Annotated in this window: 17 protein-coding genes and 1 other RNA gene; 2 read left to right on the forward strand and 16 right to left on the reverse strand. The window is 40.7% G+C overall.

Annotated features, from left to right (window positions below):
- Nucleotides 1–66 precede the first annotated feature (66 nt).
- The 10 genes from FBF75_RS06535 to FBF75_RS06580 form a co-directional block, all read right to left on the reverse strand.
- Entirely contained in the window at nt 67–1,002 is a 936-nt protein-coding gene (locus FBF75_RS06535) for a response regulator (protein WP_017359238.1), read from the reverse strand.
- Complete coding sequence (locus FBF75_RS06540) at nt 999–2,315, reverse strand: ATP-binding protein (protein WP_017368058.1); 1,317 nt, start codon at nt 2,313–2,315, stop codon at nt 999–1,001. Before FBF75_RS06540 ends, FBF75_RS06535 begins: the two co-directional genes overlap by 4 nt.
- 117 nt (nt 2,316–2,432) lie before the next feature.
- Nucleotides 2,433–3,878 (reverse strand): aspartate ammonia-lyase, encoded by a 1,446-nt coding sequence (gene aspA, locus FBF75_RS06545; protein WP_007500224.1) that lies wholly within the window; start codon nt 3,876–3,878, stop codon nt 2,433–2,435.
- 16 nt (nt 3,879–3,894) lie between these two features.
- Nucleotides 3,895–5,172, reverse strand: a complete 1,278-nt coding sequence (locus FBF75_RS06550) for a cation:dicarboxylate symporter family transporter (protein WP_007500222.1) — start codon at nt 5,170–5,172, stop codon at nt 3,895–3,897.
- 117 nt (nt 5,173–5,289) lie between these two features.
- Nucleotides 5,290–5,478 carry a hypothetical protein gene (locus FBF75_RS06555; RefSeq protein ID WP_136944550.1) on the reverse strand — a complete coding sequence of 63 codons (189 nt, stop codon included), beginning with the start codon at nt 5,476–5,478 and terminating at the stop codon, nt 5,290–5,292.
- Nucleotides 5,475–7,910 (reverse strand): heavy metal translocating P-type ATPase, encoded by a 2,436-nt coding sequence (locus FBF75_RS06560; protein ID WP_060832650.1) that lies wholly within the window; start codon nt 7,908–7,910, stop codon nt 5,475–5,477. The genes FBF75_RS06555 and FBF75_RS06560 overlap by 4 nt, the downstream gene beginning before the upstream one ends.
- Nucleotides 7,911–7,994: 84 nt before the next feature.
- Nucleotides 7,995–8,201, reverse strand: coding sequence for a copper chaperone CopZ (copZ, locus tag FBF75_RS06565; protein WP_008347645.1), 207 nt, complete (start codon nt 8,199–8,201; stop codon nt 7,995–7,997).
- An 83-nt stretch (nt 8,202–8,284) separates the two neighbouring features.
- Nucleotides 8,285–8,590 carry a metal-sensing transcriptional repressor gene (locus FBF75_RS06570; RefSeq protein ID WP_008347647.1) on the reverse strand — a complete coding sequence of 102 codons (306 nt, stop codon included), beginning with the start codon at nt 8,588–8,590 and terminating at the stop codon, nt 8,285–8,287.
- 97 nt (nt 8,591–8,687) lie between these two features.
- A complete protein-coding gene (locus FBF75_RS06575) occupies nt 8,688–9,143 on the reverse strand; it encodes a DUF6376 family protein (RefSeq protein WP_017368061.1) in 456 nt (151 codons plus the stop codon).
- Between the two features lie 255 nt (nt 9,144–9,398).
- Complete coding sequence (locus tag FBF75_RS06580) at nt 9,399–10,997, reverse strand: histidine kinase N-terminal 7TM domain-containing diguanylate cyclase (protein ID WP_046344481.1); 1,599 nt, start codon at nt 10,995–10,997, stop codon at nt 9,399–9,401.
- Between the two features lie 239 nt (nt 10,998–11,236).
- Here FBF75_RS06580 and FBF75_RS06585 point away from each other — a divergent pair, with 239 nt between their 5' ends.
- Complete coding sequence (locus tag FBF75_RS06585) at nt 11,237–11,482, forward strand: hypothetical protein (protein WP_017368063.1); 246 nt, start codon at nt 11,237–11,239, stop codon at nt 11,480–11,482.
- Between the two features lie 102 nt (nt 11,483–11,584).
- Here FBF75_RS06585 and FBF75_RS06590 read toward each other — a convergent pair whose 3' ends face one another.
- Nucleotides 11,585–12,151 (reverse strand): hypothetical protein, encoded by a 567-nt coding sequence (locus tag FBF75_RS06590; protein WP_017359229.1) that lies wholly within the window; start codon nt 12,149–12,151, stop codon nt 11,585–11,587.
- A gap of 414 nt (nt 12,152–12,565) precedes the next feature.
- On the opposite strand from FBF75_RS06590, the gene FBF75_RS06595 reads away from it, so the two are divergent.
- Complete coding sequence (locus FBF75_RS06595) at nt 12,566–13,402, forward strand: hypothetical protein (RefSeq protein WP_017368065.1); 837 nt, start codon at nt 12,566–12,568, stop codon at nt 13,400–13,402.
- Nucleotides 13,403–13,512: 110 nt separating this feature from the next.
- Here the strand turns inward: FBF75_RS06595 and ssrA are convergent.
- From ssrA to secG, 5 genes are all read right to left on the reverse strand, one after another.
- Nucleotides 13,513–13,876: a transfer-messenger RNA gene (ssrA, locus tag FBF75_RS06600) on the reverse strand.
- Nucleotides 13,877–14,057: 181 nt separating this feature from the next.
- On the reverse strand, nt 14,058–14,528 hold the full coding sequence (smpB, locus tag FBF75_RS06605) for an SsrA-binding protein SmpB (protein WP_008347658.1): 471 nt from the start codon (nt 14,526–14,528) through the stop codon (nt 14,058–14,060).
- Nucleotides 14,529–14,667: 139 nt separating this feature from the next.
- Nucleotides 14,668–17,007 (reverse strand): ribonuclease R, encoded by a 2,340-nt coding sequence (gene rnr / locus FBF75_RS06610; protein WP_008347660.1) that lies wholly within the window; start codon nt 17,005–17,007, stop codon nt 14,668–14,670.
- Between the two features lie 19 nt (nt 17,008–17,026).
- The gene (locus FBF75_RS06615) at nt 17,027–17,773 is read right to left on the reverse strand and encodes an alpha/beta hydrolase (protein ID WP_008347663.1); all 747 of its coding nucleotides are present in this window, start codon (nt 17,771–17,773) and stop codon (nt 17,027–17,029) included.
- A gap of 123 nt (nt 17,774–17,896) precedes the next feature.
- Nucleotides 17,897–18,130, reverse strand: a complete 234-nt coding sequence (secG, locus tag FBF75_RS06620) for a preprotein translocase subunit SecG (RefSeq protein WP_003212746.1) — start codon at nt 18,128–18,130, stop codon at nt 17,897–17,899.
- Nucleotides 18,131–18,179 lie beyond the last annotated feature (49 nt).

Consider the following 18,179-nt stretch of genomic DNA (forward strand, 5'->3'; position numbering starts at 1 on the left):
TGACACCGAATGCGAGGGTTTGTCTACACGCTGAGACATGCCCTCCTTATAGAGAGCATGTCTTTTTTAATCTTCCATAAAAATACGTTTCGCCTCGTAATAGAGCACCTGTACAAATTTCTTCACATTGATACGTGTGTGCTCTTCTCTTCCACTTGTCTCTTTTGTGAGTTCACTCATTTTCTTACGCACAATGGTAAAATCGAAAAATTTTGATGCATAGTTTTCAAAGGTTGGGTGAGAAAAATCGGTTAACCCGAGCGAGGCGATGTGTTTCAATGATTGGTTGATCGCACGTCTTACCCGCTGTTCCGCTGCTTTTGCTTCTCTTGCGATATCTGCTGATGTAAAAGGTTCGTTTAATTTATCCTCTGTGATGCCAGTGAAAATCACTTTTAATGAAGGAAAAGAGTCGTGCTGATCGGCATGTAACGCTAAATACTGATCTGTGAAAAGAATCATATCTAGTAAATCCTTAGACCCCTTTTCACCGACAATCCCAAGCTCCGCGAGCAAAAACTGACCTGCCTCTGCAAGACTTTTCCCACGCTGCTTCGTTTTCGTGGTCTGTCCGCGCTGCTGGAACTGCATGACCGATTTGAGCGAATGCTGAATATTTTCAATTGAGTGCTCTAAATGCAGACGTTCAATCATGAGGTGGAGCACACTTAAGACCTCTACCCGATTGATCGGCTTTGTCACATAATACTCGACACCGAGCGTATATGCCTGGCCGATGAGTTCCTTTGTTTCTACCTGTGACAGCATTAAATATTTCCCATGAAATTCATCCTTGATCGCTCGAATCGTCTCAAGACCGTCCCTTTCCGGCATCAGAAGATCAATACACAAGATATCAATATGCAAATCATTTAAGTAGCTCGCTGTTACTTCAGCACCATCCTCTGCTTCCCCTGCCACAATGCCAAGCTCTTCATCTTCAATGAGCTGTGCCAGTGAAGAACGAACGGCTTCATCATCATCAACAATAAAAAATCTCATCTCCCATTCCCCTCTTTTCTGCTGACTTGATCAATTGGTATCGTTAAAGTGAACATCGTTTGTTGATTTGGGATACTCTTCATTTCAACACTTCCGCCAAGCTTCTCGGCTGTGTCTTTCACATAGGAAAGACCGATGCCGCTTGATGGGTTCCCGGCTTGGTCGTATTTTAAAGTGAAGCCCGGTTTAAAGATCACATGATGGTTACGCTCTTTAATGCCTGGACCGTTGTCACTGATTTGAAAAATTACATCATTCTCTTTCCGCGAAATGGATAGTGATACCTCTCCATTTACTGGAATCGCTTCAACGGCATTGGATACAATGTTATTTAATAAAGATAGAATGGTATACACATGATAAGCAGGGTGCTGTCCTTCTTCATCATAATGAAAAACGATGTGTTTTTTAAGAGATTCCGCGTAATTTTCATGGATACGAATCACAAGTCCAGCGATATGAGCAGGACTTGCATACTCCTGAAAGTTTTCCTCATGAATCAGTTTTGATAAGGCAGAAAAAATTCGCTGATTATCCTTTTTGATTTCGTGTACCTCACCTGCAATTTGCAAAGCTGTTTTTCCGAGTTTTTTCAAATCTAATGATTCCGTATCCTTTGCATGATGCAGAGATTGATACAATTGATATGAAGTAGCTGTAATGTGCTCAGCATGTGCAAGGGTTTTATAAAAATATGTAGATTCCGTATAAAGATTTGACAGCAGCATCAGCAGGTGTTCCTTTTCCTTCTTCATTTGTCGCTCTCTCGCCTGTTCTTCGTATAATCGAATCATCGTATAACAAGCCAACACGAAAAAGCTTCTGAAAATCGCCAATACAAATAGTTGAAACAGCGTTCTCACTGTTAAAATTTCATCAATGGCTCCCCTGAGTGCAATCATTTCGACTACACTTGCACATAGTTCCATGATAATCCCTGTCGCCCCAATGAGCCAAGGCTTATCACGGAAACGTCTGACCTGTAATACATAAAAAAGCGTACCATAGACGACGTAATACAGCAGGGAAGGAAATCTTAAAGAAACGGCCTCTTCCAGCGCTAAGTGGCCTGACACAGCGGTATCAAGAAGCACCCGGAATGCAAACACGGATCCCCCCGCAATGATGCCGCTTGCCCATGCCGGGAATTTTTTCATTTGAAGCAGGATAAAGAAAAAGACAACGGTTCCAAAGCTGACCCGAAAGCTATCCTCAAATGGATAAAATTTCAGCTCTCCCCCAATCGGAGTCAGAACAATGAGCATGATAATTAAATAAGGCTCTGTATTCAACCATTTTTTCAGTAGATTCAAACGCAGTCACATCCCTAATAATTGACGATAGTATACTATGTGAGCTTCAGAAAAACAAACAGTCCATGAAAAAACGCACACCGGACATTTGTCGGTGTGCGCTTCTCATGATGCCGCTTAATCTTCTAAACGATCCTTTTCTAAAAGTGATGCGCCAGCAATACCTGGTTTCGTCATTTCAAAAGGATTTAAGATGATATCAAGCTCTTCCTCTGATAACACATCATTTTGCAGACAAAGCTCACGTACAGATACGCCTGTAAGTATCGCTTCTCTCGCAATTCGTGCAGCAGCTTCATAACCAATATGCGGATTGACCGCCGTCATGACACCAGCACTCTTTTCTACATATTCTTTTAATCTCGATTCATCTGCTTTTAGGTCACGCAAGCAGTTATCGACAAAAGATTCAAATACATTTTTCATCATGCTGAGAGACTGTAGTAAGTTGAATATTAAAACTGGCTCCATGACGTTCAGTTCAAGCTGACCAGCCTCTGATGCAAGACAGATCGTGTGGTCATTTCCAATGACTTGGAATGCCACTTGGTTCATGACCTCAGGCATCACTGGGTTGACTTTCCCTGGCATGATAGATGAACCTGGCTGTCTAGGCGGCAAGTGCAGCTCACCAAAGCCTGCTCTAGGACCTGAAGCCATCAAACGAATATCGTTTGCCATTTTGGACATATTCATCATACATACTTTCAGTGCAGCTGATACTTCTGTATAAGCATCTGTATTTTGCGTAGCATCGACCAAATCTTCTGCTCCAACTAACGGCAATCCGCTAATGTCAGCTAGATAACCAACGACCTGGCGAATATATTTAGGATCAGCATTCAGTCCTGTTCCAACTGCTGTTGCGCCCATATTGACTTCATATAAATGCTGTCTAGACTGCTTGATTCGTTTAATATCACGAGCAAGAACCTTTGCATATGCACTAAACTCTTGACCAAGTCTGATTGGAACAGCGTCCTGAAGATGCGTACGTCCCATTTTGATGACATGATCGAATTCTTGCGCTTTTTCTGTCATGACTTGATGCATGTTTTCCATCGTATAAAGTAGTTTTTCAATCATATTCAATGTTGAAATATGAATCGCTGTTGGGAAAACGTCGTTTGTTGACTGCGACATGTTCACATGCGTGTTTGGACTTAGCTCAGTATAAGCGCCTTTTTCCTTTCCTAGTAGTTCAAGCGCTCTGTTTGCAATGACTTCATTGGCATTCATATTCATTGAAGTGCCAGCTCCGCCTTGAATTGGATCGACAATAAATTGATTGTTCCATTTTCCTTCAATCACTTCATCTGCGGCTTGAACAATTTTTTCTCCAAGACCAGCATATAGTCGCTTTGTATCCATATTTGCAAGTGCGGCTGCCTTTTTGACAATCCCTAATGCTTTGATGAGTTCCTCATGAACATGGTAGCCAGTAATTGGAAAGTTCTCTACTGCACGTAATGTTTGAATTCCATAATACGCTTGAGTGTCTACTTCCTTTTCACCTAGAAAGTCTCGTTCGATACGAACTTGCTTGTCCTGTAGCTTCGTCATTTGAAAAGATCTCCTTTTACGCTGCTTTTGTTTGTTGTTTTAATTCCTCAATATACTTCTTCGATTTCTCTTGATCAAACACTTTTTCCCACTTAGACATGACAATGGCTGCAAGTGAGTTACCAAATACGTTAACAGTTGTACGAACCATGTCAAGGATACGGTCGATCCCAACGATGAAGGCAAGTCCTTCAAGTGGAAGTCCCATTGCTCCAAGTGTTGTGATAACAACAACGATCGATGCACCTGGTACACCAGCCATTCCTTTTGATGTGAGCATTAAGATTAATAGTAACGTAATTTGCTCATAGATGGAAAGAGGCATGCCGTACATTTGTGCAACAAATATGGCGGCAATGGATTGATAGATGGCACTTCCATCTAAGTTAAAGGTATAGCCTGTTGGGATAACGAACGACGTGATCGCTTTCGGGCATCCGAACTTCTCCATTTTGTCCATTAATCTAGGCAATACAGCTTCTGAACTTGCTGTTGAGAATGCAAGAATGATTTCTTCTTTTAACACTCTAAATAGTGTAAAGACGCTTGTTCCAGCTAATTTTGCGATAATGCCAAGTACGACAATCACGAAGAATGCCATTGTGCCGTAAACGACAAGTACCAGTTTACCTAGCGGGAGGAGCGCTCCGACCCCGAATTTGATCACCGTCACACTGATGAGCGCGAATACACCAAATGGTGCAAACTTCATCACTTTATTGGTCACCCAGAACATTGCTTCGAGTATCCCCTCAAAGAATCCTAACACTGGTTTTCCTTTGTCTCCAACTGCTGCAATTCCTAATCCGAATAACACTGTAAAGAAGATTGTTGGTAATAGATCACCTTCTGCAATGGATTGGAACACGTTTGTTGGCACAAGATGCACAATCGTTTCAGAGAAACTAGCTTTTTCGGCAGAAGACTTAGATGTCTCTTCATATTTAGAGATATCGCCTTTCTCCATGTTACTCATATCAATTCCTGTACCAGGATGGAAAACGTTTGCTGCAAGCAGTCCAACTGCTAATGCAATCGTTGTCACAATTTCGAAGTAAAGAATCGTTTTCCCACCGAGTCTTCCGATGGTTTTCATATCGCCTACACCTGCAACGGCTACAATCAATGCAGCAATAACAATTGGAAGAACGATCATTTTAATTAAGTGGATGAATATATCGCCAATCGGCGTTAACACATTAATAACGGTTTCATTTTGATAAAATAGTGCTCCTACGACAACACCCAAAACAAGTGCGATGAGTATTTGAGAAGCTAACCCTAACTTTTTCATACGTGGACCCCCTTTTTTTGATAACGCTTTCTTTGTTGCCTAATCGCATCTTAACGATGAACCTACAAAAAACGACAAAAAGGAACAAAAAGAAGTGAATTTTTTATGAAAAATCTTTTAAAAGGTGGGTTTTTCCACAAAATTGTTAAAAAAAGACTTCGCTTCTGATGAAGTCTCATGTTGCATATGATCAGCTGGCGGCTCTTGAAGAGGAGAAAGTTCGACATAAATCGCATAGCCTATCAGTACAAAGGCTACATAAATCACAGCACTCACCGTCCACACCCATTTGACATTCAGCTTCATTTTGCTACACCCTCTCTGACAGGTTTCAATCGCTGTAATCTTAGTGCGTTCAGCACAACCGATACAGAACTAAAGGCCATTGCCGCTCCTGCAAGCCATGGTGCCAGGAACCCAAATGCGGCGACTGGTATGCCAATACAATTGTAAGCAAGTGCCCAAAATAGATTCTGTTTAATGTTTCTCATCGTTTTTCTGCTAAATTCAAGTGCATCTGCAATGGCATGGAGATCTCCAGTCATGAGCGTAATATCTGCCGCTTCCATGGCAACATCTGTACCTGTTCCGACAGCCATCCCGATATTTGCTGTTGCAAGGGCAGGGGCATCATTGATGCCGTCTCCAACCATCGCCACTTTTTTTCCTTGTTTCTGAAGCGTTGCAATATGAGCCGCTTTTTCCTCAGGAAGAACTTCAGCGATCACATGATCTATGCCTGCCTCACTCGCAATCGCTTCTGCTGTGCGTTTGTTATCTCCTGTCATCATCACGACGTGAATCCCTTGCTCTTTGAGACGAGCGACCGCTTGAGAAGAAGACGATTTGATCGTATCTGCAACAGCGACAATACCTGCTGGCTCGCGGTCAATGGCAATGAGCATCGCCGTTTTTCCTTGTTCTTCAAGCTCAGTAACAACTGCTTCTAGTGCTTCGCAGCTGATATGATGTTTCTTTAAGAGCTTCCGTGTGCCAATCAAAAGCTCATGTCCCGCAGCCCTTGCTTCAATTCCATGACCAGGATCTGCTTGAAAAGCTTCTACCTCGACCGCTTGGAGACCCCGGTTCTTCATGCCTTCTGTAATCGCTCTGGCAAGTGGATGCTCTGACTGCTGTTCTGCCGATCCTGCTAACTGAAGCAGCGTATCTTCTGTCCAATTGGCAGACGCAATCACATCTGTAAGACTCGGCTCCCCTTTTGTCACAGTCCCTGTTTTATCTAGCACTACTGTATCTAGTGATTGGGTTATCTCTAAATGCTCTCCGCCTTTAAACAAAATCCCTGATTCAGCTGCACGGCCGCTGCCTGCCATAATAGAGGTCGGTGTAGCAAGACCAAGCGCACAAGGACATGCGATGACGATGACCGCTATAAAGGTCTCAAGGGCTGCTGTCACATTTCCTGGATCAACAAAGATATACCAAATCAGAAAAGTGAGCACAGCCAATCCAACAACAATGGGGACAAATATCCCTGAAATTTGATCTGCCATTCTTTGAATTGGTGCTTTTGAGCCTTGCGCTTGTTCGACGACTCGAATGATTTGTGAAAGAGCCGTTTCTTTTCCTACTTTTGTTGCTTTCACTTTCACAAATCCATTTTTATTGATGGTTGCCCCGATGACTGTATCTCCTGTGGTTTTATCAACTGGCAGACTTTCTCCTGTAATCATCGATTCGTCGATCGCTGTTGTTCCTTCGATGATTTCTCCGTCTACCGGGACTTTTTCACCCGGCTTGACGAACACAAAATCATTCACTTTCACTTCAGAAATAGGAACGGTCATTTCTTTCCCATCTCGCTCTATCACAGCTTCTTTCGCTTGTAAGCCCATCAGTTTTTGAATCGCTTCTGATGATCTCCCTTTCGCTCTTGCTTCCATTAACTTTCCGAGCACAATCAACGTAATCAGCACAGCACTCGTTTCATAATAGAGGCCCGCCTCATGTGTACCTTGAACCGCTGACTGAATACTTTCATATAAACTATAGAAAAAAGCAGCTGATGTCCCTAATGCCACAAGGACATCCATATTGGCACTTTTATTTTTCAACGCTTTATAAGCACCTACATAAAAAGGCCAGCCGACAATGAACTGGACGGGCGCTGCTAATGCGAGCTGAACCCATGGATTCATAAACGCTTCTGGCAACCAAATAAACGATGTGAAAGAAAAATGACTGACCATTGCCCAAAGAAGAGGCAATGACAAAATCATCGAGAACAAAAAGCGTGCCGTTTGTTTCTCAATCGCTACTTGGCGATGGTCTTTTTTCCCTTCCTCTGCATGCTCTTCGGCTGGTTCGATTAATGAATACCCAATGGATTTCACAGCCTCTTTTATGTCACTTGGAGATATTTGCCCTGGATGATACGTCACCTGAAGTGTCTCAAGCGCAAAGTTCACTGACCCTTGATCAATACCCTCCATCCGGTTGACTTTTTTCTCAATTCGGTTTGCACAAGCAGCACACGTCATTCCCTCTATATCAAATTCGGCTTGTTCCATCACCACATCATAGCCAAGAGATTGAATTTTTTGTTTTAGATCCTCTGCTGTGAGTTGTTCTGTTTCATACACAATGTGGGATGTTTCAAGCGCTAAGTTCACACTGGCGGCGTCCACACCTTCCAACCTGTTCAAGCCCTTTTCAATGCGGCCTGCACAGGCGGCGCAAGTCATTCCCGTAATTTGAAAATCAATTTCTTTTTTCATTTATCTCACCTCTCCACATACTCCATGGGGGTATTGTTATTTTTAAAAAAATACGTGCTGTCTTATGCAGCACGTATGCTCATTTTATACGACATCATATCCCTGTTCTTCAATGACATCAGAGATCTGGTGTAACGTGATTTGATCTGAGTGAAAGGAAACCTCCACCTGACCCTTATCTAAATGGACTTTCACAGATTCAACACCTGCTAATTCTCCTACATTTCCTTCGACTGCTTTCACACAATGTCCGCAAGACATGCCTTGCACTTGTAGTGTTGCTTGTTCCACTTCTCATCGCCTCCATCAATCATTTTCTATTTTTACTATACCCTAGTAGGGTATCATTGTAAACATAAATGATCCGCTGTTTGCTACGATTTTGTCAACTTCGTGAAGACATTCATCAACTCTTCAATGGCTTCATCCCCATTACCGCTCTTAATGGCATCTGCTACGCAATGATGTGTATGCTTTTCCATTAATTGAAGACTCACTTTTTTTAAAGCTGCATTGACAGCAGAAATTTGATTCACGACATCTATACAGTAACGATCGTTTTCAATCATTTGCTGAATCCCTCGCACTTGACCTTCCACTCGTTTTAAGCGGTTGATTAATTGCTCTTTTTCCTTCTCGGCTCTAGGCGAAGCGATATGTCTTTCTTCTTGTTCTGTCATCTGATCACCTTTTTTCTATCATACTTGTCTTACATTCAATTAAAGCATATCTTCACCTGAAAAGGCAAAGATATGCTGTGATCACCGTTTGTTTATCCTAGTTTGTCAACTGTTCAATATCTTGCAAAAGGTTGACAGATTGCTGAAGCTGCTTCATGAGGCCTTGCTGATCCTCTAAAATAGCTGCAGCATCGAAGTTGTCCATTTTCAATTGCTGTAAATAGGTTTGAATCTCCTCTGACAGCACTTTATTTTTCTCTATGATTTGTGCATGCAGGTCTTCTGCTATTGATGGGGCTGTGAGTTCATTAAATTCTTGAATGTCTGCTTTCAATGATTCCAGCTGCTGCGTCAAATCTGCTCTTTTGGCAACATCTTGTACAGCTTCTTCCGCAAGCTGTGGAAAATCCTCTGTGAATTGCTGAATATCTGTCACATACTCATTTGCCTCTGTGACATATGTCGTTGTATCGTTTACTTGGTCTAGCAGTCCAGAACATCCACTTAACAAAAACGTACCGGTAAATAGAAACGCCATCACATATTGTTTCAAGATCCATCATCCTTTCATCTGCTATGTTGAAACCCCTCATTTGTCCAGCTCCCAACCACACAGATGCAAAAAGACCTTAAAAAAAGCCAGACCTTTGCCTCAAGTGTGATAGGCAAAGGTCTGGCTAACATGTTCATGCCGGAATGGCCGAGAAACAACGGATGTTTCTGTAATGACGACCAAACCGTAAAAGCTACTCCCCTTTAGGAAACCGTTCAAATGTTATGTTTATCATATCTAAATGAAGGACAACAGTCAATGAGAAGCAGGCGGAAGATCCTGCTTTTGGTACAGCATATAGTCCGAACCAGTTGATGCATAAATCCGATTACGTCCCTGGCGTTTTGACATATACAAGGCTTGATCTGCCTCAAATAGAAGCGTTTCTAATATAGAGGGATCATTCGCTGTATGGGCGACGCCAAAACTTGCTGTCACTCTTACTTTTTTCTCATCTGTCTGAAAGAAACTCACTTCAAATGAATGTCTCATCTGTTCCGCAACATGACATGCCTCTTCAAATGAATGATGTGGGAGACAAATGGCGAACTCTTCTCCGCCATATCGCCCAAATAAATCATCCATCTTCAAATGTTGCTGACAAATGGACACAACATGACGCAATGCCTCGTCTCCAATGTGATGTCCGTGCGTATCATTGATTTGTTTAAAGAAATCAATATCAAATAGCAATATCGCAGTATCCTGCGCATCCTCTTCCAATAACATCTGCGTTCGTTCAATAAAGGAAGACCGATTGAAGATATTCGTCAAACCATCAATATATGCTCGGCGCTCCAGCTCTTCCTGCAATAGTCGCTGCTCAGTAACATCGCTGATCACAATTTGCCTGCCTTCGACTTCGCCTCTTCTATTAAAAAGAGAAGAAGCAGTGAGATGATAATAGAAGGGCTGCTCTTTTTCCCACATTAAATCATACTGTGAATGATCCTGCGGAGAACGCAGCCACTGGATAAACGCCGGCTCTTTGATGATCCCTGAGAATATATCATCGATTTTATAGCCGATTCCCTTTTTAGCGAGCACAGGAATGATCAATGCAGCCGCAGGGTTATAATCAATCAGTGTTCGGTATCGATCCAATATAAGAACACCTTCTGACATATGTTCAAACACACGCTCCATCGCAATGGGAGAGAGCTTAAAGAGATGAAAAGACATAATCGCCCATAAGTAGAGTGCGTTGGTTAAAAACATCACCACTGGTACTGGGTCAATGTGAAAGGGCGTGACACCTAATAAATAGATAAAAGAAGTCGTGATCGGTAATAATATTCCAACGAGCAAGATCAGAACCTGTTTCAAATAATCTTTCTTCACACGTAAAAACCAAAGCAGCATAAAAATAGCGAGCATGGAACAACCAAATGTATAGACCCCATGAATGATATACCAATAACCAATGGTAAAATCAGCTAATAAAAACCCGTCTACTGTATTCATCGTGATGCTTCGGTAAAAGAGTGAATGAAAAGAGTTGGTGAACACCAGAATGGTGGTTAAAATTGGAATCAGCAAGAAGAGAAGCACGCGGCGCTTTGTTACATATTGATGGAAACCAGTAAACTGCAGCACAATCATCAGGCTGAACGGTGCAATAAACGGAAGACCTATGTATTGAAAACTAACCCAGAATGTAATTTCTTGAGGGGTGCGCGCCAATAATTCAAATGTATGTCCAAAAATATAAATCGCAGTTGCTCCAGACATATACATAAACAATTGACAGCCAATATACCGATGGCGATTTGCATGAGCAATGATTGATAATATTACGGACAGAATGCCAGAAACACTCATGATCACAATAAAATGTAAAACAATCGAATCCATGTAAACGCCCCAATTTCAGTTATTTAGAACTAGTCTAATCTTACTATATATGAGGACGTCTCAAATGGGAAGATGTGATTTTGAATTGGTTGGCGGTTTTTTGGAAAGCGTTCGTCATTTTACTAGTCGTGGTGCCTCATCTGTTCATTACTTTTTACTTAATTTAAGGATAAAGCATATTGTAGCAAGTGAAATATCTGTACAATGTGGAGATGAATGAAAAGGAGGCTTGAAAGGAGATGACTTTTTTGATCATCATGGCAGGTTTGTTTATGCTGATTCTTTTAGAGAAGCCATTTCAAAAGAAACGATCTGGGCTGTTATTTTTAATGAGTTATTTGCTGCTGATTGCAGTTTATGTGATTCAGACAACATTTGTGGAGATTATGCCTGATGGGCTTTTGATGATGATGGCGGTGATTGTGGTTTGCCCTTTGTTTGTTCGGTTGGTCCGGTTTTCCTCGAGGAACTTACATGAAAAGTAAGAAGGATGACAGTATGTAGCATCCTTCTTATGTTGTGAACTAAACTCGTTATTCTTAAGACCCACTGAGCTTTGTAAAGCAGACGTCTTTTTCTTTACTTAATTATGAATTTGATTTATCTTTTTGTTTTTCATTTGATTTATTGTCTTTCATTTTACTCATCTCTTTTTTAGCATTATCCACTTCTTCTAAAGCTTTTTTCATTCTAGAATTCATGAAACTTAAATCATCATCACTGACTTTATCTCGCTTGATTACTTTTAAGATATCTTTGAAAAGTGATTCAAATTTGTCATCCGCTTTCACCAAGTACTCGTTTACTTTTTTATACGTATCAGGAACTTTAACTTCTTTGTCTTTGGCTTCGCTGAGTAATTCTCTCATGCTATCAATCTTTGTCTCAACATCACTAGCCCATTCTTTATCGTAAACCTCGTCTAAAGGAACCAACGATAAAACAAAAGACATAATTCTTTCTTCAAACCGTTTTAGATATCCCTTATACCATGATGCATATTCGCTATCAGTCATTTTTTCTATTTTTTCTTGTTTTGCTGCTGCTTTGTTTGATGAACCGTTTTCTGATTCATTTTTACCGCATGCTGTACCCATCATCAATGTAAATACTAAAAGAAATACTGAAATGATTGTCTTTTTGTTTGTTTTCATTTTTATGAATTACTCCTTATCCTTTGAGACTTTTTCTAATTCGTCAACTACTTTAGCTGTTTCATCATATGCTTTGTAGGGTCTATTCGAACTTTTTTCTTTTAACTAAAATGTCCCCCTGTCATTATCTGGTGATATTTCCCTACAAATTATCATCGGTTAAAAAATAGGTATATTTAGGTATTCTCCCTAACTTTCTAATAAAAAATTCTATAAGAAACAACCTAAGCATCTATCTTCCAGACACTAGATACGACGGCTTCTGAAAGTTTAGAAACAAGCTACATTGCCGAATCGCTTCTTAATTTTTGAATTTTAAGTGTGAAATGAATTAGATGAAGTATATTAAAGTATAATAAAGAGGTTATAAAATGAAGTTAGATAATCTTCTAATAAATAAAGGAGAACTTACGAATGACTTTTGATGAATTAATAGAACTTTCAGAAGAAGAATTTATAAATTATGATTTCAAAAGAGAGGTTTTTGATTTAAGAAATTTAATATATGATGAAAAAAACCCTATTGCAAATATTATTCTATATAAAGGTAATATTTATGGTTCCCAATCTGATTGTGATAGATTACCTTTGACCCTTGAAATATACAAACGCTTATGGGGAAATCAATTTGAATTCTGGAATACTAAACAAACAGATTTTGTTGAGGCAAATGGAGAAACAATGAATTCATTTGTAACTCCTTACAAAGCCTTTTATAAGGAGACATATGATTTATCTAATCCTATATTTAAAGATTATGCAAAATTAACACACACAGTAGGTAATTTTATACCTGTATACGCCATCAAAAATAATAAAAATTGGTTTTCTCCTTTTAATAGCAAACGTTATAAATCTACCTATGATTATTGGGATCTAACTTTGAACCATATTAAAGTCATTTTAAATGATTTTATGAATAGTAATGATTCTATTGAGATTTTTTTAGAAAACACAATGAACAATAACACTTTTAAGTATAAAAAATATATTATTGAATCCGCTAAGTGGATTTTAAGTTTTAAAACTTGGCCTAATTTTGTGGAGAAGAATTTTTTGCAGAGCTTTTTAGAAAACCCAAAAGATTTAACCAGTGAACCAAAAGAATTTTGGCGCAATCACTTTAAAGAAACAGTTAGTACCAAAGATGAAAATAATCTGAGTGAATTTTTAACTTTTGTTAATCAAGCTATTCTTGAACGAAGTTCACTTATATATAAACAACTGAAACTAAATTATGAATTCCTATAATATTTGTAACAGCAACATATAGCAAAAGTTCATTGCAACTATAAAATTTCACGTATTTAAAAAGTGTCAAAACCCTTATCTAACATGGGTTTTGACACTTTTTTAAAATCATATGGAGACGGTGGGAGTCGAACCCACGTCCAGAGACATCGATTACTTAAGCGTCTACGAGCGTAGTCAACATATTTACGTGTTCACTCATCCTCATGCCTGCTGACGGGCGCTTGGAGAGCTAGTCTGATGGATCTCTTCTTACGTCCTCAGACGAAAACGTAAGCGTAGCCTACTTCATTGGGCTCCTCACAGACACATAGGCGATGTCAGGAAGAGCTCGCTGCGCTTATTAGGCAGCTAGTGCTAAGTTTTGGTTAAAACTTTTAGTTTTGCCAGTTACATTTAGGTGCGTGTTAACGAGATCGCCTCTCGGCTCGCGGCCTAAGCTCGAACCATCCCTGTCGAATCCGTAACGTCCCCTTGTAAAAGGGATATACGGGATGGAAACGTTCTTTAGCTTAACTGCTTCCGTATATGACTATTATAACAATCTCATCGCTCGAAACAACTGGTGGTTTCTGTAAAAAGACGACGATGATTGTTTACTGCATAACATATTGTAGCATAATGCTTCCGCTCTCAGCAAGCCATCTGCATGCGTCTAGAATTGCTTTTGCCGGTCACGGAAAGCTCGCTCGATTTCACGTTTCGCATCTTTTTTCTTCAGATCTTCACGTTTATCATATTTCTTCTTCCCTTTACCGACTCCAATTAGCACTTTGGCAAAGCCATTTTTCAAATAGAGTTTAATGGGAACAAGTGAGTAGCCCTCTTCCTTTGTCGCACCAATCAATTTACTGATTTGTTTGCGGTGGAGCAGCAGCTTTCTCGTTCTGAGCGGATCATGGTTATAACGGTTCCCCTGCTCGTATGGGCTCACGTGCATATTGTGAAGAAACACTTCTCCCCGTTCGATTTTGGCAAAGGAATCTTTTAAATTCACTTTTCCTGCTCGTATGGATTTGATTTCAGTTCCTTGTAATACAAGGCCGGCTTCGTATGTTTCTTCTATAAAATAATCATGATTGGCTTTTTTGTTTTGGGAAACAACCTTTCCCTCTCCCTTTGGCATTGGCGTACACCCTCCTTTTGGCACAGACACGGTCCAAATCGTACGGATTATTTTATCAAACAATCCAGCTTTCGACAATGCTGCTGCCACGTGGTCAAAAAGCAAATAGAGCGTGATGCCCTATTTGCTTTTTGTCACGTTACTTTTTCTTTTTGCGCTTTTGTTTCGGTGCGTTATCAAATACGCGTTTTTTCTTTTTCTTCTTTTTACGACCTGTAAACCAGTCGCCGCCTTTATCCTCTTTGCCTTTTTCCCCAGAGGCCTTTTGACCTCCGCGTCCTTTTTTGGCTGGTGGATCTGTCCGTTTTTTGAACTTGAAGTCTTTTGGTGATTTACGGCGAGTGCCTTTCATCCCGACGATTTCAAAATCAATGGAATGCTCATCTTTATTCACACTCACCACTTTGACAGTGATTTCGTCACCGATACGGTAGACATTCCCTGTCCGCTCACCGATCATGGCAAAGTGCTGTTCATCAAAACGATAGTAATCGTCTGTCATGTAGCTCACATGGACAAGACCTTCTATCGTATTCGGCAGTTCAACGAATAGTCCGAAATTCGTGACGGAACTAATCATACCATCAAACTCTTCACCGATTTTATCAAGCATAAACTCTGCCTTTTTCAGGTCATCTGTTTCGCGCTCAGCATCAACAGAGCGGCGCTCCATTGTAGATGCATGATCTGCGATTTCTGGCAGCAGTTGGCCCCACTTTTCAAGGGTCGCTTCGTCTGTCTTTTTCTCTATTAAATAGGTTCTGATCAGCCTATGCACGATTAAATCCGGGTAACGGCGGATCGGCGATGTGAAGTGTGTATAGAATTCCGTTGATAATCCAAAATGGCCAATGCTTTCTGGATCATACTTCGCCTGTTTCATAGAGCGAAGCATCACAGTTTGAATGACGACTTCTTCTGGTTGATCTCTGACAGCATCGAGGACACTTTGAAGTGCGCGCGGGTGAATGTTCGTTGACGTCCCTTTCACAATGTAACCAAATGTCGTCACGAACTCTAAAAAGCGCTGAAGCTTCTCAGGATTTGGTTCTTCGTGAATTCGGTAAATGAACGGAACATTCATCCAGTGGAAATGCTCGGCAACTGTTTCGTTTGCCACCAGCATGAATTCTTCAATTAGTTTTTCGGCAACAGAACGTTCACGAATGACTACGTCTTTTGCTGCGCCTTCATCATCTACAAGCACTTTTGCTTCCTTGAAATCAAAGTCGACTGCTCCGCGCTCCATTCGCTTGTCACGCAGAATTTCTGCAAGCTTCTCCATCTCTTGGAACATTGGTACTAACGGCTCGTATTTGTCTAAAAGCTCTTCATCTTGGTCAACTAAAATCTTATTCACATCGGAATAGGTCATTCTTTCCGTCGTTTTGATCACACTTTGGAAAATTTCGTGTTTGACGACTTTCCCACTTCGATCAATGATCATTTCACAAGAGAGTGTGAGACGATCAACCTTCGGATTCAATGAGCAAATGCCATTTGACAGGCGATGAGGAATCATTGGAATGACGCGGTCGACAAGATACACACTCGTTCCGCGCTCATAGGCTTCCTGATCAATCGGCGAATTCTCTGTAACATAATGAGAAACGTCTGCAATGTGCACGCCGAGCTTATATTTGCCATCATCGAGCTTTTGCACGGTTACGGCATCATCTAAGTCCTTTGCATCTGCACCGTCAATCGTCACGATCGTTTCATTGCGCAGATCACGTCTGCCTTCTAAGTCTTTTTCATCAATCGTTTCAGGTGTGTCTGCTGCCTGCTGGAGCGCTTCTTCCGGAAACTCACCTGGTAGACCGTGTTTATGAATAATCGACAAAATATCGATACCAGGGTCATTTTTGTGACCGAGAATTTCCGTCACTTCACCCTCTGCGCTCATTCTTCCTTCTGGATAGCTTGTCAGCGTGACAACGACTTTATGACCTTCAACCGCTCCGTTTTTAGCGGATTTTGGAATGAAGATATCGTTTGTGATTTTTTTATCATCAGGAATGACAAAACCAAAACTTTTCGTTTCTGTATAGGTACCGACAACCGTCTGAGTATTACGCTCTAGTATACGGATGACCGTTCCTTCTTTTTTGGTGCCATTTGATTTGTGGCTGACACGAACCATAACGGTGTCGCCATTCATTGCTGTGCCTAGCTCATTTGGCGGAATGAAAATATCATCCTGTCCAAACTCTTCTGGTGTCACAAATGCAAATCCTTTTGCATGAGCAGACAGCTTCCCTTTTACCAAGTTCATTTTTTCCGGTACACCATAGCGGTCGCTGCGGGTACGGACGATAAGCCCCTGATCCTCTAATATCACAAGTGCTTTGACGAGCTCTTTATAATCATCTGGATTGGTAATTTCCATCATGACTTCTAATTCTTGTACTGTTAATGGTTTGTACGCCTCTTCTTGCATAAACGCAAGTAATTCATCCATAAATTCTTCTTTTTGCACACTCTAACCCCCTATATATTTAAATTGACCAATCGAGTGATTCTAAGAATGCATATACATCCTGATGAACCTTCTCCCGCTCTTTATCAAGCGTGATAACATGGCCCGATTCTTCATACCACTTTAAATGTTTTTCATCTGTCTCTACTTCGTTATAAATAATGTTTGCACTGTCTGTATTAATCATATGATCATGACGTGCCTGAACAACAAAAGTAGGTGAATAAATCATGTCAACATTGTTTCTGACATCTGCAATGAGTTCTTGAAGAGCCTTGAGCGTACCCATTGGTGTTTTCTTGAACTCTTCCATCTCTTGCTCAATTTGATCCTCTGACTTACCCTCGAATTTTTTATAGTTACGGGCATAATCTAGTACACCCTGGTACATGACTTCTTCACTTTTTATGTACATAGGTGCACACATAGGTACAATTCCCTTTACAGGTACAGTGTAACCTAATTTTAATGAAAAAACTCCTCCGAGGGATAGTCCGCAGACCGCAATTTCCTCATAGCCTTCGTCTTTTAAAAATTGATAGCCTTCTTCTACATCTTTCCACCAATCTGTAGGACCTGTATGAACAAGCTCCTCTGGCGGTACACCGTGTCCTTTGTATTGAGGTGCATGGCATGTATAGCCTCTTTCATTCAAATAACGCCCAAGCATACGAACATCGGCTGTATTCCCAGTAAAACCGTGAAGAAGAAGCACCGCCTTTTCTCCACCTTTAAACGTAAATGGTTTTGGTGTAACAACTTTCATGATGTGACTTCCTTTCCTTCTGATATGGTTTATATTTTCCACTTGTATGTATGAAACAAACACAAAAGAGTGCTGATAATAAAAAAAGGTCTGAAAAAAGATCAGACCTTCTGTTACTCGCGCCTACACGCCTAAATATGCCAATGCAAGTGTTAAGATGAAGAAAAGCACTGACAAAATGACAGTTAATCGGTGAAGAATCAAGTCAAGACCTCTCGCTTTTTGCTTACCGAAAAGCTGCTCGGCTCCACCTGAAATAGCGCCTGACAGTCCTGCACTTTTACTTGATTGTAATAATACAACGATGATAAGTGCGATACTGACAATTACGAGTAATGTGATAACAAATGCGTGCATGAAAACACCTCCAGACAAACTGGTACACATAACTTTATTTTACATGAAA

The sequence above is a fragment of the Bacillus sp. S2(2019) genome, from assembly GCF_005144805.1.
GTDB classification, from domain to species: domain Bacteria; phylum Bacillota; class Bacilli; order Bacillales; family Bacillaceae; genus Bacillus; species Bacillus altitudinis.

Excerpts from the sequence above, each read along its gene's own strand:
- FBF75_RS06580 (WP_046344481.1), bottom strand. The coding sequence starts at position 10,997 with ATGGATTCGATTGTTTTACATTTTATTGTGATCATGAGTGTTTCTGGC.
- FBF75_RS06570 (WP_008347647.1), bottom strand. The coding sequence starts at position 8,590 with ATGACAGAACAAGAAGAAAGACATATCGCTTCGCCTAGAGCCGAGAAG.
- FBF75_RS06535 (WP_017359238.1), bottom strand. The coding sequence starts at position 1,002 with ATGAGATTTTTTATTGTTGATGATGATGAAGCCGTTCGTTCTTCACTG.
- smpB (WP_008347658.1), bottom strand. The coding sequence starts at position 14,528 with ATGCCAAAGGGAGAGGGAAAGGTTGTTTCCCAAAACAAAAAAGCCAAT.
- FBF75_RS06595 (WP_017368065.1), top strand. The coding sequence starts at position 12,566 with ATGACTTTTGATGAATTAATAGAACTTTCAGAAGAAGAATTTATAAAT.
- FBF75_RS06550 (WP_007500222.1), bottom strand. The coding sequence starts at position 5,172 with ATGAAAAAGTTAGGGTTAGCTTCTCAAATACTCATCGCACTTGTTTTG.
- FBF75_RS06560 (WP_060832650.1), bottom strand. The coding sequence starts at position 7,910 with ATGAAAAAAGAAATTGATTTTCAAATTACGGGAATGACTTGCGCCGCC.
- FBF75_RS06555 (WP_136944550.1), bottom strand. The coding sequence starts at position 5,478 with ATGAAGCTGAATGTCAAATGGGTGTGGACGGTGAGTGCTGTGATTTAT.
- secG (WP_003212746.1), bottom strand. The coding sequence starts at position 18,130 with ATGCACGCATTTGTTATCACATTACTCGTAATTGTCAGTATCGCACTT.
- FBF75_RS06615 (WP_008347663.1), bottom strand. The coding sequence starts at position 17,773 with ATGAAAGTTGTTACACCAAAACCATTTACGTTTAAAGGTGGAGAAAAG.
- FBF75_RS06585 (WP_017368063.1), top strand. The coding sequence starts at position 11,237 with ATGACTTTTTTGATCATCATGGCAGGTTTGTTTATGCTGATTCTTTTA.
- aspA (WP_007500224.1), bottom strand. The coding sequence starts at position 3,878 with ATGACGAAGCTACAGGACAAGCAAGTTCGTATCGAACGAGACTTTCTA.
- FBF75_RS06590 (WP_017359229.1), bottom strand. The coding sequence starts at position 12,151 with ATGAAAACAAACAAAAAGACAATCATTTCAGTATTTCTTTTAGTATTT.